Here is a 25,107-nt window from a genome sequence, read left to right as displayed (position 1 = left end):
AAGCGAAACGCGTGGGAAAAGAGCCCAATTCGGCGCCGATTTTGAGGACTGTGGCCGTAGCCACAGCCGGAAAAACGGGGGCGAAGTGGGACTTTTCTCCATGCGTTGCAGCCGATGTCGTTCTGCCGCGCAGGCTCCTAGCGCCAGTCAGCGCGCTGGCGGCACCAGCACCGTGGGGTGGGCTTCGGGCAACAGATCGGGGTAATCGCGGCTGAAATGCAGGCCACGGCTTTCGCGGCGCATCAGGGCAGACATCACGATCAGGTCGGCCACCTGCACCAGGTTGCGCAGTTCCAGCAGGTCGCGGGTGACGTGGAATTGCGAATAGAACTCGTGGATTTCACTTTGCAGCAAAGTGATTCGGTGCGCTGCGCGCTCAAGCCGTTTGTCGGTGCGCACGATACCCACGTAGTCCCACATGAAGCGGCGCAGTTCGTCCCAGTTGTGTGAGATCACCACCTGCTCGTCTGCGTCGGTGACGCGGCTCACGTCCCATTGGGGCAGAGCAGGCGCGCGAGGTGTTTCTGTCTGGCGTATGGAATTCACTGCCGCTTGCGCAAACACCATGCACTCGACCAGTGAGTTGCTGGCCAGCCGGTTGGCCCCATGCAGGCCGGTGCAGGTGGTTTCTCCCACAGCGTAGAGGCCGTCGATATCGGTCTGACCCTTCAGATCGGTCACCACGCCGCCGCAGGTGTAGTGCGCCGCTGGGACCACGGGGATCGGCTCGCGGGTGATGTCGATGCCCAGTTCAGCGCAACGCGCCAGGATGTTGGGGAAATGTTCCTGCAGGAACTCGGGACTCTGGTGCGAAATATCCAGGTGCACGCAGTCCAGACCATGTTTCTTCATTTCGAAGTCGATGGCACGGGCCACCACGTCGCGCGGCGCCAGTTCGGCGCGCGGATCGTGGTCGGGCATGAAACGGTGGCTGCCCAGTCGCGGCGGCAGTTTGAGCTGGCCGCCTTCGCCGCGCACGGCTTCCGTGATCAGGAAGCTCTTGGCGTGGGGGTGGTACAGGCAGGTGGGGTGGAACTGGATGAATTCCATGTTGCCTACGCGGCACCCAGCGCGCCAGGCGGCGGCGATGCCGTCGCCGGTGGCGGTATCGGGGTTGGTGGTGTAGAGGTAGACCTTGCCCGCACCGCCGGTGGCCAGGATGGTGTGTTGTGCGCTGAAGGTGATCACTTCTTCGCGCACTTCATCCAGCACGTAGGCACCATGGCAGCGCGGTGTGCTGCCCGCCGCGTGCGGCAGTTTGCGGTCTGTAATCAGGTCGACCAGCATGTGGTGTTCGAAAAGGGTGATGCCCGGCGTGGCGCGTACCCGATCGATGAGCGTGGTCTGCACGGCCGCACCGGTGGCGTCTGTGGCGTGCACGATGCGCCGGTGGCTGTGGCCACCCTCCCGGGTCAGGTGCAGCTCGCCCCTTTCGGTTGAGAAGGGCACGCCCAGTTCGCGCAGCCAGGCAATGGCGGCGGGCGCATTTTCCACCGCGAAGCGTGTGGCCTCCAGGTCGCACAGTCCCGCACCTGCGACAAGCGTGTCCTCGATGTGCGAAGCCACGCTGTCGCCTTCGCCGAGCACCGCTGCGATGCCGCCCTGGGCCCAGTTGCTGGAGCCGTCTTCGATCTGCCGCTTGGTGACCACCGCCACGCGATGGGTGTTGGCCAGGTGCAGGGCAGCGGTCAGTCCGGCCAGGCCGCTGCCGATGATGAGGACGTCGAAGCGGTGCAGGTCGGTCATGTGGGGTGAATTCGGAACAGGAACAAAGTCGCACCGGGTCGGCAAGTGTCTTCAGATCTGCGGCGTGTAAGCGAGCCGAACATAGATCGGTGCAAAGGCCTCGGCCTGAGTGAGTTCGATCAAGGTTTCTTTCGCCAGCTCCAGCATGGCGATGAAGGTCACCACCAGCACGGGCGAGCCTTTTTCAGGATCGAACAGTTCGCCGAATTCGACGAACTTGCGCCCCTGCAGGCGTCGCAGGACGATGCTCATGTGCTCGCGCACCGACAGTTCCTCGCGGCTGATGCGGTGGTGCTGGACCAGCTTGGCGCGCTTGAGGATGTCGCGCCACGCGCTTTGCAGGTCGAACGCATCCACGTCCGGAAAACGGGGCACCAGCGATTGTTCGATGTGCACTTGCGCACGCAGGAAATCGCGCCCGTACTGGGGGGTGTCGGCCAGGCGCTGAGCGGCCAGCTTCATCTGCTCGTATTCCAGCAGGCGGCGCACCAGTTCTGCGCGTGGATCTTCGGGCTCTTCGCCCTCGGCCACCTTCTTGGGCGGGAGCAGCATGCGAGACTTGATTTCGATCAGCATGGCGGCCATCAGCAGGTACTCGGCCGCCAGTTCCAGGTTGCCGGCGCGAATCTCGTCCACGTAGCTGAGGTACTGGCGGGTGACCGCCGCCATCGGGATGTCGAGGATGTTGAAGTTCTGCTTCCGGATCAGATAAAGCAGCAGATCCAGCGGGCCTTCAAAGGCTTCCAGAAAGATCTGCAGCGCATCCGGCGGGATGTACAGATCACGCGGCATGGTGAACAGCGGCTCACCATAGAGCCGGGCAAGGGCCACGTGGTCGACCACGCTGGGCAACAACGCTTCCAGCCCCTCAGGGGCGTCGTCGAGCGTTTGGGGCTCCTGACTCATGCTGGGCGCGAGGCCGTGGCTCAGTCTCTCAAGCGAGATCGGAGCGGGTCTGGTACACGTATGCCTGCTGACGCACCTCGGCCGTATCCGCCCGAGCCTGGAATTCGCGGTCGATCTGCTTGTCCCACAACAGGGCGCGGCCCTCGCGCTGTTCTTGCTCCAGGCTGGGCTTGTCGGCCTTGAGCTTCTGAATGAACTGCGTCGCGTCAGAGGTGTAGTGCGGGCGGGCGAAGATGGACATGTAGATGCGAACCAGACAAAGACGGCCATTTTAGCGAGCCGGTGCCCCAACTGCCGGAAAGGGCCTTCCGGACCGGCCTATGGCGTTGCCTGACAGTCAATCGATCTGCGCAAGCGGTTCTACCGCACGGCTGTTCCAGTTGAGCAGGGTTTTTCGCACGGTCATGAGCGGGGCGAGATCTTCGAACTCCTTGCGCACCACGTCAGCGGCGAAGTCGGCCATGAAGTTGGACTTGAGCACGGCACGCGCCCTGTCCACGCCAATGTCTTCGTAAGGCACGGACGACAGGATCAGAAAGCCGTCGTCCGGGATACGGCCGGCGCGCATGTTGGCTCGGATGATGCCGGCCGCCTTGCGAATCGGGTCGGCCAGGTCCGGGCTGTAGGGGCCGATGATGAGTGCGAGGTTGGGCAGGTGAAGCCAGTCGAAGCCGCGCCCAACGCAGATCATCCATTCGCGGTGTTCGATGTCGAGCGTGCGCACCGTCTGCCTTATCTGCGCGATGTGGCGCAGATTGCCCAACAGAAGTGGGAGCAGGTCGTGCCGGATCTGGGTCGGCATGTCGGGCAGCAGGTGCAGCAGTCGCTGGGGCAGGCCAGACACGTCGGCTTCGCTCAGATCGGCCATGTTCAATGTTTCACCATTGGCGCCGTGCACCACCAGCGCATCTTCATCGGTTTCGAAGCCGCAGACCAGCGGGTAGACCGTGCCGTGCGCCGCGCCGAACACCGCAGACACTTCGCGCTGGATCTCGAAGGTGTGGGCTCGGGCATCGGCCGTGTGGAAATTGAAGCCGGCGCAGCCCCGTCGCTCGTCGCCCTTGCTGTGGTGGTAGGTAATGACCACCAGGGCCTGTCGACCGCTGTGCACCACCTTTTCCAGGACGGCAGTCAGTGTTTCGCCCAGGTGTGGCCAGCCCAGATTGAAGATGCCGCCCAGGTTGCGAAAGGGCTGAATGATGCCCTTGGGTGTCTGCGTGGCAATGGGGATGTTGATGCGACCATCCATGCACTTCATCACCAGGATGGCAGTGGGATGGTTGGCCAGATGCCGCTGGCGGGCCAGCCAGGCTTCTGGGCTGGCGTATTCCTGAGCATGCCGCTGCGCCAGGCCAAACAGCCAGTCGATGCGTTCGGTGATGGGGCTGCGTTGAGGGACCATGGCGTGAGGTGGCTTCACTGGAAGGTGTGCAGCTTGGCTGCAAAGCCCGAGCGTTCCATCAGCGATTTGGGCTGCGGGTTCAGTCCCACCAGCCCCAGGTGGCCGCCACGTTTTTCAACCGCCTTGTGCAACTGCTCCAGCGCGTCCAGCCCGGTGGTGTCGAGCGAAATCAGGTGGGTGGCGTCGAGCATCACGTTGACGGGAGTGGATGAGCGTTCGACCTCGGTCACGATAGGGTCGATCTTGGCCACGGCGCCAAAGAACAGCGAGCCAAAAAGGCGGAAGGTGATCTGCTGTTCGTTGCGGGAAATGGCTTCGGCCCGGAAGATGTCGCTCTGGCGGCGCACAAACAGCACCACCGCCAGCACCAGGCCCAGTTCCACTGCCACCGTGAGGTCAAAGACGATGGTGACCAGAAACGTCGACACCATCATCAGGCGGTAGTGGTTGCTGAACTGCTTGAGCCGGCCAAATTCGCGCCATTCGCCCATGTTCCACGCCACGAAAAGCAACACGCCAGCCAGCACGGCCAGTGGAATGTGGGCGGCCAGTGGCGCGGCCAGCAGCACCACCGCCGCCAGCGTCCCGGCATGCACCATGCCGGCCACAGGCGATGCAGCGCCGGAGCGGATGTTGGTGACGGTGCGGGCGATGGTGCCGGTGGCCGGCATGCCGCCAAAAAAGGGCACCACCGTGTTGGCGATGCCCTGCGCCATCAGTTCCTGGTTCGGGTCGTGCTTGGGCGCGTCGCTGAGCTGGTCGGCCACGCGCGCGCACAGCAGGGATTCAATGGCGCCCAGCAGCGCAATGGTGAGCGTGGGTGTGACCAGCAGCCGCACGGTTTCCCACGAGAAAGCTGGCAACTCGAACACGGGCCCACTCTGAGGAATGCCGCCAAAGCGCGTGCCGATGGTCTCCACCGGCAAACTGAGCGCCCAGGCCAGCAGCGACAGCGAGACCAGAGCGACCACCGGCGCCGGCACCCGCGAGGTGGCCCTGAGTGCGCTCACGGTTTCGATCTTGTCGAGTTGTCGTCTGAACTGGGAATCGACCGCCCAGAGACGTGGCCAGATGAAAAGTCCGATCACACAGACCACACCCAGCCCCAGCGCATATAAGTTGAGGCCGCCGATATGACCGGCGATGGCGGCAATCTGGCTGAAGAAATCGGCCGGCATTTTGGCGATTTCCAGGCCGAACAGATCGCGCACCTGCGAGAGTGCGATCAGCACCGCAATGCCGTTGGTGAAACCGATCACCACACTCACAGGCACATACCGCACCAGCGTACCCAGCCTGAACAGGCCGAGCAGGAACAGCAGCACACCTGCGCTGGCGGTGGCGATCAGCAGGTTGGCCACACCGTAGCGCTCGACGATGCCGTAGACGATCACGATGAAGGCGCCCGCCGGGCCACCAATCTGCATGGATGTACCGCCCAGCGCAGAGATGATGAAGCCCGCGATGATCGCGGTCCACAGACCCGCTTCGGGTTTGAGCCCGCTGGCGATGGCAAAGGCCATGGCCAGGGGCAGCGCCACAATGCCCACCGTGACGCCGGCACCCACATCGCGTGTGAACTTGTCCCGGGTGTAGCCCTTGAGGTCCTGAATCAGGCGCGGGCGAAAAGGGGCAAGCGGCGGCATTCCTTTGAGCATCGGCAAATGTTACCTTTCACCACAGTTCGCGAAGCTGACAACGGGGTCGCTCACTTCTGAGGGTTTACACTGACTCTCAACATGATCAGCGGCAACTTACAGCCAAACCGGTGCTCTTTTGCCCAGCGACGCCTGACTGCGTGGCTCGCAAGCGTGGGTGTTGCACTGGCGCTGGTGGCCTGCGACGTGCAGAACATCAGTGAGCTTGAAGAAGGTTTTTCAACCGAGCAAGACGTTCGCGAAAAAATGGGTGAACCCGAAGCGGTGTGGGACGGGCCCGAAGGTGCCCAGATCTACGAATACAACCGCCAGCCCGCCGGCCACCGCAATTACATGATCACCATCGGCCCCGACGGCCGGATGGCCTCGCTGCGACAGGTGCTCACGACCGAGAATTTCGCACGCGTGCAGCCTGGCATGGACATGACCGACGTGCGCAAGATGTTGGGCAAGCCGATGAAGATCACGCGTTTTGAGGCCAAGCGGGAAACGCACTACGACTGGCGCTACCTCGATGGCCCCAACACCAGCGACTCGAAGATCTTCACCGTGGTGTTCGACAGCGATCTGAAGGTGGTGTCCACCATGTCGGCTATTGATCCCGATCTGGAGCGCGGGCGTTGAGCGACAGGCACGCACCGGGGTTGGAACCAAGAGCCATTTCCGGGGCACAACGAATTCATCCAGCAACACCCAGGATCCGGCTCTGCCGGTCCGAAGGTGTGACCCTGGAGGGGGTGACGCCGCAGGCCGCGCGGGGGAGGGCATCCTCCTGTGCGGGGGTGAGTGCTCTTATCGCTTGAGGTCTTCCAGCGCCGGCCGCATCACCAGCAGCAGCAACAGGGCCGCCAGCGGCACCGTGCTGATGTAGCCCGCGTACTTGAAGCCCAGCGCCCCTGCCAGACCACCCACGAAAAAGCTGACAATGAGCTGGCCATGCACACGCAGCCGGTCGCGGTTGGCGCGCACCGGTTTTTGATCGGGGTGGCGGTTGACGTACAGCAGTTTGCCGAGTTCGATGCCCAGATCGGTGAGCAGGCCGGTGATGTGGGTGGTGCGGATCACCGCACGCGAGATCTTGGTGATGACGGCGTTTTGTAATCCCATGATGAAACACAGCAGCACCACGGTGAGCGGAAGGAACACAGCGGTCATCAGGCCAATGGCGGCACCAAACAGTCCAAACACAAGCAGCAGTGCCGCCTCCAGCAGAAGGGGCAGGCCGTAGGCGCTGCGCAGCTGGTGGCGCAGACCCCAGTTGACCATCCAGGCGGTGGTCATGGCGCCCAGCAGAAAGGCCAGCACCGCACCCAGGCCGCCCAGCGCCAGGGCGAAATGGCCCAGCACCGCGTTGTCGGCAACCGAAGAGAGGATGCCGGTCATGTGCGAGGTGTACTGGCCCACCGCCAGGAAGCCGCCCGCATTGGCCGCCCCCGCCACGAAGGCCAGCACGGTGCCGAGCTTCAGGTCGGCCTGCGGGGTTCGATGCAGGCTGGTGAAGCCCCGGATGCCGGCGAACATGCCTTCTATCGCACCCGCATGCCAGGCGTGGCGCCAGGCCAGGGGTTGAGGATGTGGATGCCCGGCTCGGCGTTTTCGTCGGCGTGGCTGGCGGCCAGCACCATGCCCTCGCTCACGCCGAACTTCATCTTGCGTGGTGCCAGGTTGGCCACCATCACGGTGAATTTGCCCACCAGATCGGCCGGCGCGTAGGCGCTGGCGATGCCACTGAATACATTGCGCGTGCGGCCTTCGCCCACGTCGAGCGTGAGACGCAGCAGCTTGGTGGAGCCTTCGACGGCTTCGCAGTTGACGATGTGTGCGATGCGAAGGTCGATCTTTGAAAAGTCTTCGATGGTGATGGTGTCGGCGATGGGTTCGCCGCCCGGTACGGCAGCGGCCATCTTTGGTTCAGGTGGAGGTTCGAAGAGCGCGTCGAGCTGCTTCACGTCCACGCGCTGCATCAGGTGCTGATAAGCGCCAATGGTGTGGCCCGCACCCAGCAGGCGAGCGGCGTCGGCAAAGGTCAGTGGCGCCACTTTCAGGAATGCTTCCACCTGGGCCGCCAGCGCCGGCAGCACGGGCTTGAGGTAGATCGAAATCAGCCGGAACGCTTCGATGCAGGTGGTGCACACGTCCTGCAGCCGCCCGTCCATGCCTTCCTGCTTGGCCAGTTCCCAGGGTTTGTTCTGGTCCACGTAGGCGTTCACGCGGTCGGCCAGCTGCATGATTTCGCGCAGCGCCTTGCCGTATTCGCGCTCGGCGTAGAGTTCGGCCACGTTGGGAGCCACGCTCTGCAGATGGTCGAGCAGGGCGTCGCCGTCGGCCGAGACCGCGCCCAGCTTGCCGTCAAATCGCTTGGCAATGAAGCCGGCCGCGCGCGAAGCGATATTGATGTACTTGCCCACCAGATCGCTGTTGACCCGCAGCATGAAGTCTTCGGGGTTGAAGTCGATGTCTTCGTTCTTGCCGCTGAGCTTGGCGGCCAGGTAGTAGCGCAGCCATTCCGGATTCATGCCCAGGCTCAGGTACTTGAGCGGGTCCAGACCGGTGCCGCGGCTCTTGCTCATCTTCTCGCCGTTGTTGATGGTGAGGAAGCCGTGCACGAACACCGCGTTGGGTACTTTGCGGCCACTGAAGTGCAGCATGGCGGGCCAGAACAGGGTGTGGAAGGTGATGATGTCCTTGCCAATGAAGTGGAACTGCTCGGTGGTCGGGTCGGCCATGAAGGCGTCGAAGTCGATGCCCTGCTTGCCGAACCAGTTCTTCAGTGAGGCCAGGTAGCCGATGGGTGCGTCCAGCCACACATAAAAATACTTGCCAGGTGCGTCCGGAATCTCGATGCCGAAATAAGGCGCGTCGCGGCTGATGTCCCAGTCGCCCATCTTGGGTTTGCCGTCTTCGCCGGGTTCGATCCATTCGGCGATCTTGTTGAGTACTTCGGGCTGCACCGCGCCGCTTTGTGTCCACTGGTCCAGGAAAGCCAGGCAGCGCGGGTCGGAGAGCTTGAAGAAGAAATGGTCGGATTGTTTGAGCACCGGCTTGGCACCCGACAGCGCCGAATACGGGTTCTTCAGCTCGGTGGGGGCATAGACGGCACCGCAGACCTCGCAGTTGTCGCCATACTGGTCCTTGGCGCCGCACTTGGGGCACTCGCCTTTGATGAAACGGTCGGGCAGGAACATGTTTTTCTCGGGGTCGAAAAACTGCTCGATGGTGCGGGTTTCGATCAGGCCGTTGGCCTTGAGAGCACGGTAGACATCCTGCGCCAGTTCGTGGTTTTCGGGCGCATCGGTGCTGTGCCAGTTGTCGAAGCCGATGTGGAAGCCGTCGAGGTAGGGCTTGCGGCCGGCGGCGATGTCGGCCACGAACTGCTGGGGTGTCTTGCCGGCCTTTTCGGCCGCGATCATGATGGGCGCGCCGTGGGCATCGTCGGCGCAGACGAAGTGCACCTCGTGACCCTGCATGCGCTGGAACCGCACCCAGATGTCGGCCTGTATGTATTCCATGATGTGGCCGATGTGGAAATGGCCGTTGGCGTAGGGCAGGGCGGTGGTGACGAACAGGCGTCGCTGGCTCATGAGAGGCTTTCCGGTAGGGGCTGTCTGGGGTAACCCCTGATTTTAGGCCGCCGGCTCCTGGCGTGTGATGGGCGACCCCGGTGGGCGTGTCCGATGCTGCACAGCGCTGATGCCCTCGTGCCGATTGTGTGAATGGATGGTCTTTGGACACCCGGGTAGACTTCCGGCCACGTCAGCGGCGACCCCACCGCATCCGATTTCACCGATTCCCACAGGAGATTGCCCCTCATGGCCGTAGAAACACAAGCGCTGCTGAACGCCCTCCAGGCCGTGACAGACCCGAACACCGGCAAGGATTTTGTGTCCAGCAAGGCACTGAAGAACCTGCAGGTGCAGGACGGCGACGTGTCGTTTGATGTGGAGCTTGGTTACCCGGCCAAGAGCCAGATGCCCGCCTTGCGGCGCGCCCTGATTGCCGCGGCCAAGAACGTGGCCGGCGTCGACAACGTGTCGGTCAACCTGAGCATGAAGATCACCGCCCACGCGGTGCAGCGCGGTGTGCAGCTCATGCCCAATGTGAAGAACATCATTGCCGTGGCTTCGGGCAAGGGCGGCGTGGGCAAGAGCACCACGGCCGTGAACCTGGCCCTGGCGCTGGCCGCCGAAGGTGCGAAGGTCGGCATTCTGGACGCCGACATCTACGGCCCCAGCCAGCCCATGATGATGGGCGTGGAAGGTCGGCCGGAAAGTGCCGATGGCCAGACCATGGAGCCGCTGGAGAACTACGGCGTTCAGGTGATCTCCATCGGTTTCCTGGTGGACCGCGACGAAGCCATGATCTGGCGTGGCCCCATGGCCACGCAGGCGCTGGAACAACTGCTGCGCCAGACCAACTGGAAAGACCTCGACTACCTGATCGTCGACATGCCACCCGGCACTGGCGACATCCAGCTCACTTTAAGTCAGCGCGTGCCCATGACCGGTGCGGTGATCGTCACCACGCCGCAGGACATTGCGCTGCTGGATGCGCGCAAGGGCATCAAGATGTTCGAGAAGGTGGGCGTGCCGATTCTGGGCATCGTGGAAAACATGGCGGTGTACTGCTGCCCCAACTGTGGCCACATCGAGCACATCTTCGGCGCAGATGGTGGCAAGAACATGGCCACCGAGTACGGCATGGACTACCTGGGTGCGCTGCCGCTGAACATGAGCATCCGCGTGCAGGCCGACAGCGGCATGCCCACCGTGGTGGCCGATCCCGAAGGCGAGATCGCCGGCATCTACAAGGCGGTCGCCCGCCAGGTGGCGATCAAGATCGCGTCCAAGGCCAAAGACTTCTCCAGCAAGTTTCCCAGCATCAAGGTATCAAAGGATACGTAATCTGGGGCTCACCCCCGCGCCGCGCCGTCGGCGCGTCACCCCCTTCGAGGGGGCGATACCAGTGGCCCGGCGAAGCCGGTTCCACGGTATCTCTGGATTGGGGCACGTCTTTCCGGAAAATGCATTGCGTCGGCCACAAGTTGATCCGCACGGAGTGTTGTTTCACATCCCCAGTGGCGCCGCCCATCCCGTGAACGTCTTGGGCGGTGGTGGGGCGTAGTCGCCGCGCTGGCTGGTGCGCAGGCCCAGGGCGACCAGGCTTTCAGCGAATTTCACTGCGGCTGACACGCCGTCGATCACCGGCACGCCCAGGCGTTCGCTGAGGGTGGCGCAGAGAGGGGCCATGCCGGCGCAGCCGAGCACGATGGCGCCGCTGCGGTCTTGTTCCAGGGCTGTTCGCGCTGCCTCTTCAATGCGGGCCACGGTGGCATCGCTGCAGCCTTCCAGTTCCAGCACGGGAATGTCGGTGCCGTGCACGCCGCGGCATCGGCGGTCAAATCCATAGCGATGCAACAGGTGTTCGGCGGTGATGGCCGTGCGGTTCAGTGTGGTCACCACGGAGAAGGCGGTGCTCAGAAACGCCGCCGCGTGAAACGCCGCTTCCGCAATGCCGATCACCGGTGCCGACGTGGCTTCGCGCGCCGCGTCCAGCCCCGGGTCGCCAAAACAGGCGATCACCACGGCGTCGATGCGTCGACCGGCAGCCAGGCGCACCTGTTCGGCCACGCCGGCCGCCGCAAACACCTCGTCAAAGTGGCATTCGATGGACGCCGGGCCAAAGCTGGGCTGCACCGCTTCGATGCGTGTGTCCGGAGCGGCCACGGCCCGCGCAGCCTGTGCGATGGCCTGGGTCATGGACTCGGAGGTGTTGGGGTTGATGAGGAGGATGTTCATGACTGAAGAAGGTCGGGTCAGGAGGATTCAAGCACCGTTTCGGTGTGTTTTTGCATACAAAAACGCCGTATCACTGCTCTATCTTGATGCATGCACCAAGTTGCAGTGTCGCCATCGGGTGGGGAATTCGGGGCATGAAAACGAGCCTTTTTGCAGGGAGAAGCGGGGTTTTTCAGAGAGGGTGGTAGCTCCCAGAGCTGGGGGTTGTGACAACTTGGCACAGCGATTGCATACAAAAACCTTGCCAACCCGGCGATGTCTTTTCCGGTCTGCCGCACCAGAACGCAGCAGCAGAAGAGGGATCACCGATCCATTTCTTCACACCGCACTTCGATGGAGCTTTGATGAAACGCCTCTTTCCTGCATCCCGCTTCGCCCCCAAGACATTGGGTATCGCTGTCACCGCCGGTTTGCTGATGGCGGTGGCGTCCCCCTCCGTGCTGGCGCAGGAGAAGGTCCTGCGCATCGCCATGACCGCTGCCGACATCCCGCGCACGCTGGGTCAGCCTGACCAGGGCTTCGAGGGCAACCGCTTCACCGGCATTCCCATGTACGACGCACTCACGCACTGGGATCTGTCCAAGGGCGACGCCGCCAGCGTGCTGATCCCTGGCCTGGCCTTGTCGTGGGCGACCGACGCCACCGACAAGACCAAGTGGGTCTTCAAGCTGCGCTCCGGCGTGAAGTTCCACGACGGCTCCGACTTCAACGCCGACGCCGTGGTGTGGAACGTGCAGAAGGTGCTGGACAAGGATGCCGTGCATTTCGACGCCAGCCAGGTCGGTGTGACCGCTTCGCGCATGCCCACGCTGCGCAGCGCCCGCAAAATAGACAACCTCACCGTGGAGCTGACGACCAGCGAGCCCGACGCCTTCCTTCCGCTGAATCTGACCAACCTGTTCATGGCTTCGCCTGCCCACTGGCAAAAGAAATTCGATGCCGCCGCAGGGGCCACGCCTGCCGACAAGGCCAAGAACGCCTGGACCGCTTTTGCGTCCGATGCATCCGGCAGCGGCCCCTTCAAGATGGCGCGCTTCCTGCCGCGTGAACGTCTGGAGCTGGTCGCCAACAAGACCTACTGGGACCCCAAGCGCACGCCGAAGCTGGACCGCGTGGTGCTGATGCCCATGCCCGAGGCCAATGCGCGCACGGCCGCGCTGCTGTCAGGCCAGGTTGACTGGATCGAGGCGCCTTCGCCAGATGCCATGCCGCAGATCACGCAGCGCGGCTTCAAGATCTACAGCAACGCGCAGCCCCATGTGTGGCCATGGCAGCTGTCGTTCGCCGAAGGTTCCCCCTGGCTGGACAAGCGCGTGCGCCACGCCGCCAACCTGTGTGTGGACCGCGAAGGCCTCAAGACCTTCCTCGGCGGGATGATGGCCATTCCCAAGGGCACCGTGCCCCCCGGCCACCCCTGGTGGGGCAACCCCAAGTTCGACATCAAGTACGACGTGAAGGCCGCGCAAGCCCTCATGACGGAAGCCGGCTTCTCTGCCGCCAAGCCCATGAAAGCCAAGGTGCAGATCTCGGCTTCAGGCTCGGGTCAGATGCAGCCGCTGCCCATGAACGAGTTCGTGCAGCAGTCACTCAAGCAGTGCTTCATCGATATCGAATTTGACGTCATCGAGTGGAACACGCTGTTCACCAACTGGCGCCAGGGTGCCAAGCACGCGTCGGCCAATGGTTCTCACGCCATCAACGTCAGCTACGCGGCCATGGACCCCTTCTTTGCCATGGTGCGTTTCACCAGCACCAAGACCTTCCCGCCAGTCTCCAACAACTGGGGTCACTTTGGCAACGACGAGTTTGACAAGCTGATCGCAGATGCGCGCACCAGCTTCGACGACACCGCGCGAGATGCTGCGCTGGCCAAGTTGCACGCGCGCATCGTGGAGGAAGCGCCGTTCGTGTGGATTGCGCACGATGTGGGCCCGCGCGCCATGAGCGCCAAAGTCAAGGGCGTGGTGCAGCCGCGCAGCTGGTTCATCGATATCGCCCCCATGTCGATCGACTGACAAGCCTCCGCCCCGCGGCCGAGCCGGGCTGCGGGGCCTTTCCGATGTTGACCGGGAGGGTTGATCGATGCTGACTTTTCTGTTTCGCCGGGTGCTCTACACCTTGCCCATCATGCTGGGTGTGGCGCTGGTGTGTTTTGCGCTGGTGCACCTCTCGCCGGGTGATCCGCTGGTGTCCATCCTGCCGCCCGATGCGTCGGTGGAGTTGCAGCAGCAGTTGATCGAACTCTATGGGTTCAATCGCTCCTACCCGGAACAATTTGTGAGCTGGGTCTGGCGGGCGCTGCAAGGTGATCTGGGTACTTCGATCGCTTCTGGCCGTTCGGTGACCGATGAGGTGGTGCGCGCGGTGATCAACACCTTGCGTCTCGCGGTGCTGGCGACGCTGATCGGTTTCATCTTCGGCTGTCTGTTCGGTTTTGTGGCCGGCTATTTCCAGAATTCCTGGCTCGACAAAGCCGCTTCGCTCACCTCCGTGCTGGGCGTGAGTGTGCCGCACTACTGGCTGGGCATGGTGCTGGTCATCATCTTCTCCAGCATCCTGATGTGGCTGCCACCAGGCGGTGCGGGCCCAGGTGGTTCCAGTGAATGGGCCTGGGACTGGGAGCATGTGAAGCACATGATCCTGCCGGCCATCACCATGAGCGTGATTCCCATGGGCATCATCGCGCGCACGGTGCGCGCCCTGGTGGCCGACATCCTGGCGCAGGAGTTCATTGTGGGTCTGCGCGCCAAGGGCCTGACCGATCTGGGCGTGTTCAAGCACGTGGTGAAGAACGCCGCACCCACCGCGCTGGCGGTGATGGGCCTGCAACTGGGTTACCTGCTCGGCGGCTCCATCCTGATCGAGACCGTGTTCTCGTGGCCGGGCACGGGCTTCCTGCTCAACTCGGCCATCTTCCAGCGTGATCTGCCACTGCTGCAGGGAACCATTCTGGTGCTGGCCATGTTTTTCGTGGTGCTCAACCTGGTGGTGGATGTGATCCAGACTTTGCTGGATCCCAGGATAAGCAGATGAGGGATGCCCCACCCCCGCCGCGCTCCGCGCGACCCCCTCGAGGGGCAACACCGGCAGCCTGGCAAAGCCAGTTTCCCGGTGTTCCTGGACTCAGACACGCCGCGCCGGAGGAGGCCTGTGTCCTCCGCGATTCCATCGAAGGACCTTCTCATGAATGACATTGCCATGCCCAGTGCGGTGGTGCAGCCGCTGGCGTTCGAGCGTTCGCCGGGCTACTGGCAGACGGTCGGTCGGCGCTTTCTGCGTGACCGCATCGCCATTGGTGCTGCCGTGGTGGTGGTCTTTCTGCTAACCCTGGCGTTCTTTGGTCCCTGGCTGGTGCCGGCCGATCCCTATGAATCGTCCATGCTCAAGCGCCTCAAGCCCATCGGATTTGAGGGGCACCCGCTGGGCACCGACGAACTCGGGCGTGACATGCTTTCGCGCCTCATGGTGGGCGCGCGACTGTCGCTGTTCATGGGCATCACGCCGGTGATCTTCGCGTTCTTCATCGGCTCGCTGATTGGCATCACGGCAGGCTATGCCGGTGGCACGCTCAACTCGGTGATGATGCGCACGATCGACGTGTTCTATGCCTTCCCCTCGGTGCTGCTGGCCATTGCCCTTTCTGGCGCGCTGGGTGCGGGTATCACCAATTCGCTGATCTCGCTCACGATCGTGTTCATACCGCCGATTGCGCGTGTGGCAGAGAGCGTGACCACACAGATCCGGGGGCGTGACTTTGTGGATGCGGCCCGCGCCTCCGGTGCCAACGCCTTCACCATCGTGCGGGTGCATGTGCTGGGCAACGTGCTGGGGCCGATCTTTGTTTACGCCACCAGCCTGATTGCCGTGGCCATGATCCTGGCTTCCGGTTTGAGCTTCCTGGGCCTGGGTGTGAAGCCGCCGGAGCCCGAGTGGGGTCTGATGCTCAACACATTGCGCACCGCCATCTATGTGCAGCCCTGGATCGCGGCGCTGCCCGGCGTGATGATCTTCATCACCTCGATTGCCTTCAATCTGCTGGCCGATGGTTTGCGATCAGCAATGGAAATCAAGCAATGACAAGAAATGTCCCCCCCGCGTCGCCTTCGGCGCCACCCCCCAGGGGGCGACAGCCTTCGTCCGGCAAAGCCGGCCCGTCGCTGTCACTGGATGGGTGGCTGGTTTGCGTTGCTGTTGTGGTGCCCACGTACGGGAGTTGCAGAAATGTCCTTTGATCGTTTTGATGTAGGTGGGCCTGCGCAGCCATTGTTGAGTGTGCGTGGTTTGGTCAAACATTTCCCCTTGAAGAAGGATGTGCTGGGGCGTGGCGGTGGCGTGGTGCGTGCGGTCGATGGCATCGACTTTGACGTGTTCAAGGGCGAGACGCTGGGTGTGGTGGGGGAGTCGGGTTGCGGCAAGTCCACCACCGCGAGGCTGCTGATGAACCTCATCGAACCCGACAAGGGCGAGATCGTGTTTGACGGAGAGACCGTGGGTGGCAGTTCCTTGCCGCTGAAACGGTTTCGGCGTCAGACGCAGATGGTGTTTCAGGACAGCTACGCTTCGCTCAACCCGCGCTTGACCATGGTGGACTCGATCGCTTTTGCGCCCCAGGTGCATGGCGTGCCGCGCAACGAAGCGGTGGAGCGCGCGCGCGATCTGCTGGCCCGCGTGGGGCTGGAGCCGCGCCGTTTTGCCGAGCGCTATCCGCATGAACTCTCCGGCGGTCAGCGCCAGCGGGTGAACATCGCGCGGGCGCTGGCGTTGCAGTCGCGGCTGATCATTCTGGATGAAGCCGTGTCGGCGCTGGACAAGTCGGTCGAGGCGCAGGTGCTCAACCTGCTGCTCGACCTCAAGGAAGAATTCGGGCTGACCTACATCTTCATCAGCCACGACCTCAACGTGGTGCGGTTCATCAGCGACCGGGTGATGGTGATGTACCTGGGACAGGTGGCCGAGATTGGTGACAGCGAAACCCTGTTTGATCACCCCGCCCATCCCTACACCCGCGCCTTGCTGTCGTCCATTCCTTCCATGGATCCTGATCGCCGCACAGAGGAACCCCCGCTGGCCGGCGACCCGCCCAATCCGATCAACCCGCCCTCCGGTTGTCGGTTTCACACGCGCTGCGCCAATGCCCAGCCCCTGTGCTCCGAGCGCACGCCGGTGCTCACGGAAGCCGACAAGGGCCAGATGGCCGCCTGCTGGATGCATGTGCCCGGCAGCGGCCACACCGAAGCGCCGGCACAGCCCGAGTGGAAAGCCGCCGCATGAGCTTTGACCGAACCACGCAACCACCGCGCACCGATGGGTGCGGCACGGAGGGCACCCGATGAACACCCCAGAGACGTCGAACGAAAAACCCTATGTCGATGTGCGCGACCTGCGTGTGACCTTCACCGGCGGCAAGAAGCCGGTGGAGGCGGTCAATGGCGTGAACCTGCAGGTCAAGCGCGGCGAGGTCGTGGCGCTGATCGGTGAGTCGGGCTCGGGCAAGAGTGTGACGCTGCGAAGCCTGCTGCGCCTGCACCCGGCCGGTCGCACCCGGATCGAAGGCCAGATGCATGTGGGCGATCTGGATGTGCTGAAGCTCTCGACAGGGGCCTTGGCCGACTACCGGGGCAAGGTCGCTTCCATGATTTTTCAGGAACCCTTGCTGGCGCTGGACCCGGTGTATTCGGTGGGCGCACAGATCATCGAGGCCATTCGCCGCCACGAACCCGTGAGCGCGGCCGAGGCGAAAAAGCGGGCCTTGCAGCTGTTTGAGCGGGTGCGCATCCCCAGCCCGGAGCGCCGCCTCCAGACCTACCCGCACGAGATGTCCGGCGGTATGCGCCAGCGCGCCATGATCGCGCTGGCACTGGCCTGCCGTCCGCAACTGCTGCTGGCCGATGAGCCCACCACGGCCCTGGATGCGACGGTGCAGATCCAGATTCTGTTGCTGCTGCGCGAGTTGCAGCGCGAACTGGGCCTGACGGTGATTTTTGTGACGCACGACATTGGCGCAGCGGTGGAAGTAGCCGACCGCATCGCGGTGATGTACGCCGGGCGCATTGTGGAAGAAGGGCCTGCGGCCACGCTGCTGCGTACGCCACGCCACCCCTACACCCTGGCCCTCTTGAACAGCCGCGCCGATGGCGCCATGACCAAGGGTTCCCGGCTGGAAACCATTGCGGGTTCACCGCCCGACCTCACCGCCTTGCCGCAAGGCTGCGCATTTGCCGAACGCTGCAAGCGGGTGCAGGATGACTGCAAGGCCACTCGCCCGGAGATCACCTGGCTGGCTTCGGGGCACAGCGTTCGATGTTTGCTTGTGTAGCCCCCCCCCGCCGCGCTTTGCGCGACCCCCCCAGGGGGGCACACCTTTGGACCGGCGGAGCCGGATCTTCGGTGTCGCTTGAAGGGGGCATCGCGCTTCGGTGAGGTCCTGTCTGGGCGCACTGTGAGAATCTCTGATCTGTTTTTGAATTTCCTCTCGAACTTTCCATGTCATCCCACACCGACGTTCTCCACGATCCTGCCCATGCTTTCATGCCATACCCCGCCGTGCCGGTGCCGCACGCGGCCACGGGTTCACTGGCGGGGCTTTCGTTTGGGGTGAAGGATCTGTTTCACATCAACGGCTACCCCACCAGCGGTGGCCAGCCGTTGTTGCTGGCTTTGTTGGGGGTGCAGAACCGCACGGCGCCCACCGTGCAGCGGCTGCTGGAGGCGGGTGCGCGGTTCGCGGGCAAGACGGTGACGGATGAGCTGGCCTTTTCCATGAACGGGCAGAACGCGCATTTCGGTTCGCCCATCAACGGTGCCGCGCCGGATCGCATTGCTGGGGGTTCGTCCTCGGGTTCGGCGGCCGCCGTATCGAACAAGCTGTGCGACTTTGCCCTGGGCACCGACACCGGTGGTTCCGTGCGTGCGCCGGCCAGCCATTGCGGCCTGGTGGGCTTGCGGCCCACGCATGGGCGGGTGAGTCTGCGCGACGTGCTGGATCTCTCACCCAGCCTGGACACCTGTGGCTGGTTCACCCGTGACGTGCCGACCTTTGCGCGTGTGGCCGATGTGCTGCTGGGTGAAGACGAACGGCCGCTGCACGAGACGGTGCGCGTGATGGCCCCGGCCGATCTGTGGGCGCTGGCCACCACCGAAGCAAAGAAGGCACTGGCACCCGCGCGTGCACGCATCGAGGCGGTACTGGGCAAGGCGGGCAGGGCGCAGGTGGTGCTGGACGATCTGGATGCCATGTACTGGAATTTCAGGTACATCCAGGGCCACGAGGCCTGGCAGACCGACGGCAGCTTCATCCGCCGGTTCTCGCCACCGCTGGGACCGGGTGTGGCGCAGCGGTTTGCGTGGAGCGCTGACGTGACCGATGCCCAGGCGGCCGACGGGCGTGCCTTCCGCGACCGTTTTCGCGCACATCTGGCGAAGCTGCTGGGCAGCGACGGCGTGCTGGTCCTGCCCACCATGCCTGATATTGCGCCCCGCTTGAGCGAGCCCGAAAGCGCACTGGAGGATTACCGCAACCGCGCGATCCGCTTGCTGTGCGTGGCGGGGCTCTCCGGTTTTCCTCAGCTCAGCCTGCCCCTGGTTCAGCGCAATGGCGCGCCGTTGGGCATTTCGCTGCTGGGACCTGCGGGCAGCGACCGCAGCCTGATCCGGCTGGCCGAACGCATCGTGGCCTGAACCCGGCCATTCACACGAATAGCACGCTCACCGGTACCGCCAGGTGAACCACTTCGCAGTCCACTTCGGCACCCCGCCGCTCCAGCACCAGGAAGGCGCCGTCGTCGATGGCAATGAGCGGGTGATGCCAGGTGCCTGCATGCAGCGTGAACCCCTGATCGCCCGAGACCTGAAACGCCGCCAGGGTGGTGAGGTCGGGCATGTCGCGACCCAGGGCCACCAGCATCACGCAGCGTGCACCGGCCAGCGGCACGAACGTTTGCGTGCCCAGACGGTGTCGCTCCATCAGGGCCCACGGCCCTTCGGGGGCTTGGGCGCGGGCCTGAAACACCGCCAGCACCGGGGCGCCATCTTGCTGGTGCAGGTTCAGTGTGCTCGGCAAATCGATGCGTTGGCTGGTGCCGGCGTTGATGGGCAGACCCTTGCGGCCGGACAGCGCCAGCACATCCCCGTAGGCAGCGAAGTCGGTGGCATTCAAGGCGCGCGCGGTCAGGGTGATACTCATGGCATTCGCAACAGCAGGGTGGTAGCCGACCGAATGTCTTCGAGTGGCTATATCGTTTGGATGGGGTCGATCAGATCCCATGTGAATCCATGACGCCGACACGCAAATCCCGTACCCAGGCCACCGACTCCGACGCCACCGCCACCGATCGGGTGTATGAGGCCATCTACCTCGCGGTTGTAGAACACCGCCTGGCGCCCGGGGAATGGTTGCGCGAGGAAGAGATGGCCACCGAGTTCGGCATCTCCCGCACCGTGGTGAGACAGGCCCTGCAGCGGCTGGCACAAGACCAGGTGATCGAGCTGCGCCACAACCGCGGCGCGCGCGTGCCACTGCCCAGCATGGAGGACGCGGTGAATGTGTTTGAAGCGCGCCGCATTGTGGAGTGCGAAGTGGCGCGGCGCCTGGGTGGTCGGCTCACAGATGAGCAGTTGACCGAGCTACGCGAAATCGCCCAGGCCGAATCCGACGCCGAACAGCGCGGCGACCGCTCCACCAACATCCGCCTGTCTGGCGAGTTTCACCACGCGCTCGCGCGCATGCACGGCAATCCGGTGTTCGTGCGCCTGCTCAATGGCCTGCTGCCCACCACCTCGTTGCTCATGGCGCGCTTCAAGGTCGAGGGTCGCCCGGTGTGCGTCGCCCACCGCCATGTGGAGGTGATCGCAGCGCTCGAACGTGGGGGCGCGCCTGCAGCGGCAGAGATGCGGCGCCACATGGTGGAGCTGGAGCGTTCACTGGTGGACACACCGGTGCGCGGCCGTCGCCTGCGAGACGCCTTTGCCGGCTACCGCGAACCGCCCATATCCGAAACACCCACTTCCTGAAATTCACATGAACACGCCCACCTTGACCACTGAAAACCTGCGCATCAACGGCGAGCGCCTCTGGCAATCGCTGATGGATCTGGCGCAGATCGGCGCCACGCCCAAGGGCGGTGTGTGTCGAATTGCCTTGACCGATCTGGACCGCCAGGGCCGTGACCTGGTCACCCGCTGGGCGCGAGATGCTGGCATGAGCGTCACGGTGGACCAGATCGGCAACGTGTTCATGCGCAGGCCCGGGCGCAACAACGCCTTGCCGCCGGTGATGACCGGCAGCCACATTGACACCCAGCCCACCGGCGGCAAGTTCGACGGCAATTACGGCGTGCTCGCTGGCCTGGAGGTGGTGCGCACGCTCAACGAGCACGGCGTGGAAACCGAGGCGCCGATCGAGGTGGCGTTCTGGACCAACGAAGAGGGTTCGCGCTTTGTGCCGGTGATGATGGGCTCAGGCGTTTTTGCCGGTGCCTTCTCGCTGGAACATGCCTATGCCGCCACCGACACCGAGGGCAAAAGCGTGCGCGATGAACTGACGCGCATCGGCTACGTGGGCGACGAAGTGCCCGGCCAGCATCCCATCGGCGCCTACTTTGAAACCCACATCGAACAGGGGCCGGTGCTGGAAGACGCTGATGTGACCATTGGCGTGGTGCATGGGGTATTGGGCATTCGCTGGTTCGACTGCACGGTGACCGGCATGGAGGCACACGCCGGCCCCACGCCCATGGGTTTGCGGCGCGACGCACTGCAGGTGGCCACGCAGCTCATGCAGGAAGTGGTGGCCTCGGCTTTGCGACATGGACCGGACGGGCGCGGCACCGTGGGCATGGTGCAGCTGCACCCCAACAGCCGCAACGTGATTCCGGGCCAGGTGAAGTTTTCCATCGACCTGCGCAACAGCAGCGATGCGCTGGTGGACCAGCAGGTGGCCGAAGTGCGGGCCTTTGCAGAGCGCTTGACGGTGCAGACCGGCTTGTCGATCCAGATTGATCTGGTGTCCAGCTACCTGGCGCAACCCTTCCACCCCGAATGCGTGGAAGCCGTCACCCGCGCTGCGCAGCGTCTGGGCTACTCACACATGCCCACCGTGTCTGGCGCCGGGCACGACGCCATCTACGCCGCGCGCCTGGCGCCCGCTGGCATGATCTTCATCCCCTGCAAGGACGGTATCAGCCACAACGAAGTGGAGGACGCCCAGCCCGAGCACATCACGGCGGGATGCAATGTGTTGTTGCAGGTGATGCTGGAGCGGGCGGGAACCTGAGCCCATGCCAGGCAACACCGTGAGCGGCACCCGTGGACCGAACTTGCACGCTCAGTAGTGCGGAGGCAGTTCGTCGCCAGGCACATGCTGGCCAACGGCGCCCTGTGCCGGGTCCTGCTGGCGCAGGCGGGCCACCTCGCGCAGCAGCAGGTCGATCTGATCCTGCTGATTCGCCACGAGTGCGTTGAGGGTGTCGAGCAGGTCTTCGGTGTAGCTGATCTTGATCTCCAGCTGGGTCAGGCGTTCGTCGGTTCGGGCGTTCAAAGTGGACATGAGGTCTGGAGAGTGAAGGATGTGCGGCGAATGACGCGCTTGGCAGAATGATCAGTGCGCGGGGGGCCACTGGAGCAGATGACCGTATTTGGTGGCCATGGCGCTCTCGGCGCGTTCCAGCATGAAATAGCGAAATGCTTCAGCGGCGGGTGACAACAGCTTGGAAAGCGTGTGAACCACGTTCCAGCCCCGCACGATGGGTGTGCCCTCGACATCGAGCGTGGCGATCAGGTGGTGCTCCAACTCCAGGCCGATGGTGTGCAGCGACAGAAAGCTGATGCCCAGACCCGCCATCACAGCCTGCTTGATGGTTTCGTTGCTGGTCATTTCCATCACCACGCGCGGTTCCATGCGCGAATTCTCCAGAAACGCTTCCATGGCCGCCCGCGTGCCCGAGCCGCGCTCGCGAAGGATGAAGCCATGGGGACGCAGGCTGTCCACCGTGGGATGACCCACCTTGAGCAGCGGGTGGTCGGTGGGCGCCACAAACACATGCGGGTGGGCAGCGAACGGTTCGGCGCGGGTGGCCAGTTCGGTGGGCGGGCGGCCCATGATGGCGATGTCCACCTCGTTGCCGTGCAGCATTTTCACCAGCTGCTCGCGGTTGCCAACCGCCAGCCTGATCTCGATGCCTTCATGCTCGCGCCGGAATTCGGCCAGCAGGCCGGGCAGAAAGTACTTGGCAGTACTCACCATGCCGATGGTGAGCGTGCCCACTTCCAGCCGCTTGAGCCGCGCGGCGGCGTCTTCGGCGTCTTTCAGCGTGGCCAGCACCTTGCGCGCGTAGACCAGCATGTATTCGCCTGCCGTGGTCAAGGTCACCTGGCGGCCCTGGCGCTCAAACAGTGGCAGGCCAATGTGACCTTCCAGCTCTTTGACTTGCATGGTGACCGCTGGTGGGGTGAGGTGCAGCACTTCGGCCGCACGGGCAAAACTGAGATGGCGAGCGACCTCAGCGAAAACCCTGAGCTGGCGGATCGTGGCGTTCTTCATTCAGGTTTTTATTAATCGAAGTTCAATAAATCGTGAATTTACCTTACTTCGACTGTTGCTTAGAGTCCATTCATCCCCCGGTCTGACAGGGGTTCTGGACACGGGAGGCCCCATGCTGAAAGCGCTGATTTTTGATGTCGACGGCACCTTGGCCGACACCGAATCCGTGCACCTGGCGGCCTTCAACCATGCCTTTGCCGAAGAGGGGATGAACTGGCACTGGACCACTGAGCAGTACACACAATTGCTGGAAATTTCCGGTGGCAAGGAGCGCATGCTGCATCACTGGCGCAGTGTGCAACCCGATATCAAGGAGCTTGAAGGCGGAGCGGTACTGGCCACCATCAACCGCCTGCACGAAATCAAGACGGCTCACTACGAAACCGCAGTCAACGGCGGAGCCGTTTCGCTGCGCCCCGGTGTGCTCGCCCTCATGGACGAAGCCCTCAAGCAGGGCGTGGGTCTGGCCATAGCCACCACCACGTCCCCAGTCAACATTGCGGCCTTGCTGCGCCACGCGATCGGGTCCGATTGGCGGACGCATTTTCTGGCCGTGGGCGACGCATCATCGGCACCCATCAAGAAACCCCACCCGCAGGTCTACCTGCAAGTGCTGGGTGAGATGGGGCTGTCTGCCGAAGACTGTGTCGCGTTCGAGGATTCTGCCAACGGCCTGCGCGCCGCCGTCGCCGCACATTTGGCCACCGTGATCACACCCAACGGATTCACCCGCCACCACGATTTTCAGGGAGCGCTTCGAGTGGTGCCCGACCTGAATGCGGTCAGCGTGTCGCGCCTTCAGGAATGGCTGGCGGCTGCAACGGTGCACCGCGCCAGGGCCTGAAGCCTTACTTCTTTTGTTCATTCACCGCTGGCAGTGCCCACCCACCATGACCACCCGACGCCGCTTCACCCTCACCCAGTACCTCATCGAACAGCGACGAAGGTTTCCGTCGGCCAGCGGCGACTTCAACGCCCTGGTGCTGGATGTGGCACTGGCCTGCAAGGCCATTGCACGTTCTGTGGCTTTTGGCGAGCTCACAGGCGTGCTGGGCAACCCGGTCATGGATGTCGCCACCAGCCTGAACGTGCAGGGGGAAGAACAAAAGCGGCTGGACGTGATCAGCAACGAATACTTCACCCAGATGACCGAATGGGGTGGCCACCTGGCGGGCATGGCTTCTGAGGAAATGGAGAAGCCATACCAGATCCCCGAAACCTTGCAGCGGGGCAAATACCTGCTGGTGTTCGACCCGCTGGACGGCTCCAGCAACATCGATGTGAACGTCACCGTGGGCAGCATCTTCAGCATCCTGCGCGCGCCGCAGGAAGCGATTGACAGCGGACGCGACGTGGTCGAGGCCGACTTCCTGCAGCCCGGCACCGAGCAGCTGGCCGCCGGCTATGCACTCTACGGCCCCACCACCATGCTGGTACTCACGGTTGGCAATGGCGCGGCCGGCTTCACGCTCGATCCCAACCTGGGTCAGTTCATGCTCACGCACCCCAACCTGAGGGTGCCGGAAGACACGCAGGAGTTCGCCATCAATGCATCCAATAGCCGCTTCTGGGAGGCACCCATCAAGCGCTATGTGGACGAATGCCTGGCCGGAAAGACAGGTCCGCGCGGCAAGGACTTCAACATGCGCTGGATCGCGAGCATGGTGGCCGAGGCACACCGCATCCTGATGCGCGGCGGCGTGTTCATGTACCCGCGCGACACCAAGGACACGAGCAAGCCGGGGCGGCTGCGGCTCCTCTACGAAGCCAATCCGGTGGGCATGATCATCGAGCAGGCGGGTGGGCGGGCCAGCACCGGGCGCGAACCCATGCTTGCGGTCGCGCCCGCCTCGTTGCACCAACGCATCGGTCTGGTTTTCGGATCAAAGAACGAAGTCGAACGCATCGAGCGCTACCACGCGGAACCTCAGGCCTACAAGGATGAACGCAACCCGCTGTTCGCGGAGCGCTCCCTCTTTCGTGACTAGTCAAACACACCCCCGCGCCGCCTTTGGCGTCACCCCCTTTGGGGGGCGGTACTGGCGGCCCGGCAAAGCCGGTTCC

At 63.5% G+C, this 25,107-nt stretch carries 23 protein-coding genes; 12 read left to right on the top strand and 11 right to left on the bottom strand.

What is annotated here, in order from left to right:
* Positions 1-147 precede the first annotated feature (147 nt).
* The 5 genes from nadB to Q7V46_RS00350 form a co-directional block, all read right to left on the bottom strand.
* Entirely contained in the window at positions 148-1,746 is a 1,599-nt protein-coding gene (gene nadB, locus Q7V46_RS00370; RefSeq protein ID WP_304911510.1) for an L-aspartate oxidase, read from the bottom strand.
* Positions 1,747-1,797: 51 nt separating this feature from the next.
* Positions 1,798-2,652, bottom strand: a complete 855-nt coding sequence (locus Q7V46_RS00365; RefSeq protein WP_304911509.1) for a ScpA family protein — start codon at positions 2,650-2,652, stop codon at positions 1,798-1,800.
* A 28-nt stretch (positions 2,653-2,680) separates the two neighbouring features.
* Positions 2,681-2,893, bottom strand: a complete 213-nt coding sequence (locus Q7V46_RS00360; protein ID WP_304911508.1) for a DUF3460 family protein — start codon at positions 2,891-2,893, stop codon at positions 2,681-2,683.
* A gap of 96 nt (positions 2,894-2,989) precedes the next feature.
* The gene (locus tag Q7V46_RS00355) at positions 2,990-4,054 is read right to left on the bottom strand and encodes a hypothetical protein (protein WP_304911507.1); all 1,065 of its coding nucleotides are present in this window, start codon (positions 4,052-4,054) and stop codon (positions 2,990-2,992) included.
* Between the two features lie 14 nt (positions 4,055-4,068).
* Positions 4,069-5,712, bottom strand: coding sequence for a SulP family inorganic anion transporter (locus tag Q7V46_RS00350; protein WP_304911506.1), 1,644 nt, complete (start codon positions 5,710-5,712; stop codon positions 4,069-4,071).
* A 153-nt stretch (positions 5,713-5,865) separates the two neighbouring features.
* On the opposite strand from Q7V46_RS00350, the gene bamE reads away from it, so the two are divergent.
* Positions 5,866-6,336: an outer membrane protein assembly factor BamE gene (bamE, locus tag Q7V46_RS00345; protein WP_304911505.1), complete on the top strand. Its 471-nt coding sequence runs from the start codon at positions 5,866-5,868 to the stop codon at positions 6,334-6,336.
* 168 nt (positions 6,337-6,504) lie between these two features.
* Here bamE and Q7V46_RS00340 read toward each other — a convergent pair whose 3' ends face one another.
* Positions 6,505-7,233 carry a YoaK family protein gene (locus tag Q7V46_RS00340; RefSeq protein ID WP_304911504.1) on the bottom strand — a complete coding sequence of 243 codons (729 nt, stop codon included), beginning with the start codon at positions 7,231-7,233 and terminating at the stop codon, positions 6,505-6,507.
* 5 nt (positions 7,234-7,238) lie between these two features.
* The gene (gene metG / locus Q7V46_RS00335; RefSeq protein WP_304911503.1) at positions 7,239-9,293 is read right to left on the bottom strand and encodes a methionine--tRNA ligase; all 2,055 of its coding nucleotides are present in this window, start codon (positions 9,291-9,293) and stop codon (positions 7,239-7,241) included.
* A gap of 228 nt (positions 9,294-9,521) precedes the next feature.
* Here metG and apbC point away from each other — a divergent pair, with 228 nt between their 5' ends.
* Positions 9,522-10,613 (top strand): iron-sulfur cluster carrier protein ApbC, encoded by a 1,092-nt coding sequence (gene apbC, locus Q7V46_RS00330; protein WP_304911502.1) that lies wholly within the window; start codon positions 9,522-9,524, stop codon positions 10,611-10,613.
* A gap of 162 nt (positions 10,614-10,775) precedes the next feature.
* Here the strand turns inward: apbC and Q7V46_RS00325 are convergent, their stop codons facing one another.
* A complete protein-coding gene (locus Q7V46_RS00325) occupies positions 10,776-11,507 on the bottom strand; it encodes an aspartate/glutamate racemase family protein (RefSeq protein WP_304911501.1) in 732 nt (243 codons plus the stop codon).
* A 344-nt stretch (positions 11,508-11,851) separates the two neighbouring features.
* Here Q7V46_RS00325 and Q7V46_RS00320 point away from each other — a divergent pair, with 344 nt between their 5' ends.
* The 6 genes from Q7V46_RS00320 to Q7V46_RS00295 all read left to right on the top strand — a co-directional run bounded on the left by Q7V46_RS00320 (position 11,852) and on the right by Q7V46_RS00295 (position 19,184).
* Complete coding sequence (locus Q7V46_RS00320) at positions 11,852-13,522, top strand: ABC transporter substrate-binding protein (RefSeq protein WP_370690241.1); 1,671 nt, start codon at positions 11,852-11,854, stop codon at positions 13,520-13,522.
* 67 nt (positions 13,523-13,589) lie between these two features.
* Positions 13,590-14,540: an ABC transporter permease gene (locus tag Q7V46_RS00315; RefSeq protein WP_304911500.1), complete on the top strand. Its 951-nt coding sequence runs from the start codon at positions 13,590-13,592 to the stop codon at positions 14,538-14,540.
* A gap of 150 nt (positions 14,541-14,690) precedes the next feature.
* Entirely contained in the window at positions 14,691-15,584 is an 894-nt protein-coding gene (locus Q7V46_RS00310) for an ABC transporter permease (protein WP_304911499.1), read from the top strand.
* A gap of 144 nt (positions 15,585-15,728) precedes the next feature.
* On the top strand, positions 15,729-16,778 hold the full coding sequence (locus tag Q7V46_RS00305; RefSeq protein ID WP_304911498.1) for an ABC transporter ATP-binding protein: 1,050 nt from the start codon (positions 15,729-15,731) through the stop codon (positions 16,776-16,778).
* A 58-nt stretch (positions 16,779-16,836) separates the two neighbouring features.
* Positions 16,837-17,823, top strand: coding sequence for an ABC transporter ATP-binding protein (locus Q7V46_RS00300; protein WP_304911497.1), 987 nt, complete (start codon positions 16,837-16,839; stop codon positions 17,821-17,823).
* A 167-nt stretch (positions 17,824-17,990) separates the two neighbouring features.
* The gene (locus Q7V46_RS00295) at positions 17,991-19,184 is read left to right on the top strand and encodes an amidase (protein WP_304911496.1); all 1,194 of its coding nucleotides are present in this window, start codon (positions 17,991-17,993) and stop codon (positions 19,182-19,184) included.
* Positions 19,185-19,194: 10 nt separating this feature from the next.
* Here Q7V46_RS00295 and Q7V46_RS00290 read toward each other — a convergent pair whose 3' ends face one another.
* Positions 19,195-19,689 carry an ureidoglycolate lyase gene (locus Q7V46_RS00290; RefSeq protein ID WP_304911495.1) on the bottom strand — a complete coding sequence of 165 codons (495 nt, stop codon included), beginning with the start codon at positions 19,687-19,689 and terminating at the stop codon, positions 19,195-19,197.
* A gap of 89 nt (positions 19,690-19,778) precedes the next feature.
* On the opposite strand from Q7V46_RS00290, the gene Q7V46_RS00285 reads away from it, so the two are divergent.
* A complete protein-coding gene (locus Q7V46_RS00285; RefSeq protein WP_304911494.1) occupies positions 19,779-20,516 on the top strand; it encodes a GntR family transcriptional regulator in 738 nt (245 codons plus the stop codon).
* 7 nt (positions 20,517-20,523) lie between these two features.
* Positions 20,524-21,777, top strand: a complete 1,254-nt coding sequence (locus Q7V46_RS00280) for a Zn-dependent hydrolase (RefSeq protein ID WP_304911493.1) — start codon at positions 20,524-20,526, stop codon at positions 21,775-21,777.
* Positions 21,778-21,828: 51 nt separating this feature from the next.
* On the opposite strand, the gene Q7V46_RS00275 is transcribed toward Q7V46_RS00280, so the two are convergent.
* Positions 21,829-22,050 (bottom strand): SlyX family protein, encoded by a 222-nt coding sequence (locus tag Q7V46_RS00275; protein WP_304911492.1) that lies wholly within the window; start codon positions 22,048-22,050, stop codon positions 21,829-21,831.
* Positions 22,051-22,101: 51 nt separating this feature from the next.
* Positions 22,102-23,043 carry a LysR family transcriptional regulator gene (locus Q7V46_RS00270; RefSeq protein WP_304911491.1) on the bottom strand — a complete coding sequence of 314 codons (942 nt, stop codon included), beginning with the start codon at positions 23,041-23,043 and terminating at the stop codon, positions 22,102-22,104.
* Between the two features lie 112 nt (positions 23,044-23,155).
* Between Q7V46_RS00270 and Q7V46_RS00265 the strand changes: the two genes are divergently transcribed.
* The gene (locus tag Q7V46_RS00265) at positions 23,156-23,887 is read left to right on the top strand and encodes an HAD-IA family hydrolase (protein WP_304911490.1); all 732 of its coding nucleotides are present in this window, start codon (positions 23,156-23,158) and stop codon (positions 23,885-23,887) included.
* A gap of 46 nt (positions 23,888-23,933) precedes the next feature.
* Positions 23,934-25,031, top strand: a complete 1,098-nt coding sequence (locus Q7V46_RS00260; protein ID WP_304911489.1) for a class 1 fructose-bisphosphatase — start codon at positions 23,934-23,936, stop codon at positions 25,029-25,031.
* The last annotated feature ends 76 nt before the right edge of the window (positions 25,032-25,107 follow it).

Source organism: Hydrogenophaga sp., assembly GCF_030651625.1.
Classification (GTDB): Bacteria; Pseudomonadota; Gammaproteobacteria; order Burkholderiales; family Burkholderiaceae_C; genus Hydrogenophaga.
The sequence above is the reverse complement of the archived record's forward strand: the minus strand, read 5'-3'. Positions and strand labels throughout refer to the sequence as shown.